Origin of the sequence: Streptomyces rubellus, assembly GCF_036323805.1 — a bacterium.
In the GTDB taxonomy this organism is placed as follows: Bacteria; Actinomycetota; Actinomycetes; order Streptomycetales; family Streptomycetaceae; genus Streptomyces.
In genome coordinates this window covers 1-3,942 of the sequence record NZ_JAZDCX010000052.1, presented here as the reverse complement: position 1 = coordinate 3,942, position 3,942 = coordinate 1, and the positions used below count along the sequence as shown (strand labels likewise).

The following is a 3,942-nucleotide window of genomic DNA, read 5'->3' as shown; positions in this document are numbered from 1 at the left end:
TGGATCCCTCACGGGCTGTTCCTCGGATGGCCCTGGCGGACGGCTCGTCCGTCGTCAGCGCCGCCAGGCCGTCGGAGTATCCCGTGGCGTCCTCGGCGAGCACGACGGCGCGGTGTGCCAGTCCGAGGCTCGTCGTGGCGAGTGCCCGGCCCGCCGCAACGGCGGAGACGCCGGGGTCGTCGCAGAGTGTCATGAGCCCCTTCGCCCGCGCGTGCAGCGCCGCGCCGGAGTGGGCTGAGAAGGCCCATGGCAGTACGGAGTGCTGGGCAGGCGCCGAGGGTAGGGCGACATCAGCCTGTTCCAGGACGACATGGGCGTTCGTGCCGCTGATTCCGAACGAGGAGACGGCCGCCCGGCGCGGCCGGTCGGCCCGTGGCGTCCACGGAGTGGTCTCGGTGAGGAGACTCAGGCTGCCCGTGTCCCAGTCGACGGACGGTGACGGTTCTGCTGCGTGCAGGGTGCGGGGCAGCTCACCGTGGTGCATCGCCAGCAGCATCTTGATGACGCCGGCGACGCCCGCCGCCGCCTGCGTGTGCCCGATGTTGGACTTCACCGACCCCAGGTAGAGGGGTTCCGAGCGGTCCTTGCCGTACGTCGCGAGCAGCGCCTCCGCCTCGATCGGGTCACCGAGCTTCGTACCCGTGCCGTGTGCCTCCACCGCGTCGACCTCCGACGGCCACAGTCCGGCCGAGGTCAGCGCGGCGCGGATCACCCGCTGCTGCGCGGGGCCGTTCGGCGCGGTCAGGCCGTTGGACGCACCGTCCTGGTTGACCGCACTGCCCCGCAGCACCCCGAGCACGCGACGGCCGTGGGCCCGGGCGTCCGAGAGCCGCTCCAGCAGCACCAGCCCGGCGCCCTCACCCCAGCCGGTGCCGTCGGCCGAGGCCGCAAAGGCCTTGCAGCGCCCATCGGCCGCCAGGCCGCGCTGGTGGGCGAACTCGAGGAACGCGGTGGGTGCGGCCATGACCGTGACGCCGCCCGCGAGCGCCATCGAGCACTCCCCCGACCGCAGTGACTGCGCCGCCAGGTGCAGGGCGACCAGTGACGACGAGCAGGCGGTGTCCACCGTGACGGCCGGGCCCTCCAGCCCGTACGTGTAGGAGATCCGGCCGGACAGCACACTGGCCGCGCTGCCGGTGGCCACGTGGCCCTCCAGCCCCGATCCAGTGGCGGGGAACAGCCCGGCGTAGTCCTGGCCGTTCGTGCCCACGAAGACGCCGACACGGTTGCCCTTGAGGGAGGCGGGGTCCAGGCCGGCCCGCTCGAATGTCTCCCAGGAGGTCTCCAGCATCAGCCGCTGTTGCGGGTCCATGGCCTGCGCCTCGCGTGGGGAGACGCCGAACAGATCCGCGTCGAAGCCGGCCGCGTCGGGCAGGAAGGCGCCGCGACGTGCGAAGTCGGGGGCGTCACGCAGGTCCCAGCCCCGGTCGGCGGGGAAGTCGCCCACCAGGTCGAGGCCTTGGGACAGCAGCTCCCAGAATTCCTCCGGGGTGGCCGCACCGGGGAACCGGCAGCCCATCGCGACGATGGCGACAGGGTCCTCGGACGCGGGAGAGGCAGGGAGAGCAGGGGTCACGGTGGCAGAGGCGGCGGTGTCAGCGCCTCCGGTCAGTTCGGCGCGCAGCCGGGTGGCGAGGGCGGCCGGTGTGGGGTGGTCGAAAATCAGGCCTGCCGGGAGCGGGAGCCCGGTGGCGGTCCGCAGAGCGTTGCGCAACTCGATGGCGGTGAGTGAGTCGAAGCCGAGGTCGCGGAACGCCTTGTCGGGCGCGATGGTGGCCGCCGTACCGTGGCCCAGCACGAAGGCCGCCAGGGTGCGCACCAGTTCCTCGGAGATCCGGCGTCGCTCGCCCTCACCTGCGGCGGCGAGGCGCGCCGCGAGGTCGGTGACACCGCCGGAGTCGTCGGCACCGTCCGGTGTGTCGGTGGGGACGATTTCGCGGAGCAGCGGACTCGGTCGTGCCGCGGTGAAGCCGGCTGCGAACCGTGTCCAGTCGACGTCCGCGACAACGACGGCAGCGCCGGCCGTCCCGTCGCCGTCCGCGACCGCGCCGCCGAGCATCCGGCTGAGGACGGTGACGGCGAGGTCTGGTGGCAGGGGGGTCAGTCCGGAACGGCGCAGCCGCTGAGTGAGGGCCTCGTCCTCGGCCATGCCGGTCTCGGCCCACGGCCCCCAGCCGATCGACGTGGCGGGCAGTCCCTGGGCGCGGCGGCGCTCGGCGAGTGCGTCGAGGTGGGCGTTGGCGGCGGCGTAGTTGGCCTGGCCCGCCGTGCCGACGGCGCCGGTGAAGGACGAGAAGAGGACGAAGGCGTCGAGCGGGAGGTCGCGCGTGAGGGCGTCGAGGTTCTCGGCGGCCAGGGTCTTGGCCCGGAGCACCTGTTCGAAACGATCGGGAGTCAGGCCGTCGAGTACCCCGTCGTCCAGCACGCCGGCTGCGTGGACGACGGCGGTGAGCCGGTGCTGCTCCGGTATCTCGGCGAGCAGGGCGGCGAGCGCGTCGTGGTCGGCGACGTCGCAGGCCACGGCCGTCGCCGTGGTGCCCATTGCCGCCAGTTCGGCAGCCAGCTCCGCGACGCCGGGCGCCTCGGGTCCGCGCCTGCTGACGAGCAGCAGCCGGGTGTGGCCGCGCGCGGCGAGCAGGCGGGCCACCTGGGCACCGAGCGCGCCGGTGCCGCCGGTGACCAGCACGGTGCCGCTGCTGCGGGGCGCGGGGGCTGTGGCCAGGGGAATCGGTACGGCAGCGACGAGGCGGCGGGCGAAGACGCCTTCGGCCCGGATCGCCACTTGGTCCTCCTCGTCGCCCGCGCGTGCATCCCCGGCGGCGAGTACGGCGCAGAGCCGGTTCCCGGAGCGGGCATCCAGGATCTGGGGCAGGTCGATCAACCCGCCCCAGACGTGCGGGAGTTCGAGGGCGGCGCCCCGGCCGAAGCCCCAGATCTGGGCTTGGGCGGGGTCGGGCGGGCCGTCGGCGCGGCCGGTCGAAACCGCGCCCCGGGTGAGGGCCCACAGCGGGACGTCGGCGTCGGCGCAGGCCTGGGTGAGTGAGAGCGTGGCGGCGAGCCCCCGGCCGAGGGCCGCCCCCGTGCGCAGCACGCCGGTGTCGGTCCCCAGCAGCGAGACGACGCCCGCGAGTTCGCCGCAGGAACGCAACTGGTCGGCGAGGGCGGTCCGGTCGGCGCCGGGGTCCGGCAGTGCGAGGACGGTGGCGCCGCTTCGCCGCAGCGCGTCGGCGACCTGGGCGTCCAGGCTGTCCGGGTTGTCTGCGCTATCCGGGCTGTCCGGGCCGACGACGAGCCAGACGCCGTCGAGCACGGCGGGCGCCGGAGCGACGGGCCGCCAGACCGCCCGGTAGTACCAGGATCCGACGGCCGCCTCGGTGCGTCGGCGGTCGTGCCAGGACGCGAGGTGCGGCATCAGGTCGGCCAGCCCGCGTCGTGTTTCGTCGTCGGGCAGCCCCAGGGTGTCGGCGAGCCGGTCGACCTCGCGCCCGGCGACGGCCGTCCAGAATCCGGCCTCGGCCCGTTCGCGGGGGGCCGTGATGCCGTCGTCGGCGACGGTGTCGGGCCAGTAGCGCTGGTGCTGGAAGGCATACGTCGGCAACTCGATGGCATGGCCCCCGAGCGGCGCGAAGTACCGGTCCCAGGCGACGTCGGTGCCGTGTACGTACATCTCGGCAATGCCGCGCAGCAGTGTGGCGTGCTCGTCGTGGCCGGAGCGCAGGGCGGGGACGGCGGTCACGTCCTCGATGAGGTGCGGGACGAGGGCGGAGAGCACACCGTCCGGGCCGAGTTCCAGGAAGCGGGTGGCGCCCGCCTCGTGAGCCTGGCGCACCGCGTCGGCGAAGCGGACCGGCTCCCGCACCTGTCCCACCCAGTAGGCGGGAGTGGCCAGGTCACCGGGAGCGGTGGTGAGAACGGGGATCTGCGGGGCGTGGTAGGTCAACG

1 protein-coding gene is annotated in these 3,942 nt (G+C 74.0%); it reads right to left on the bottom strand.

Going from position 1 to position 3,942, the window contains the following annotated elements:
* The coding region (locus V1L54_RS29155) for an SDR family NAD(P)-dependent oxidoreductase (RefSeq protein WP_330121167.1) at nt 1-3,942 on the bottom strand (3,942 nt) is incomplete at both ends.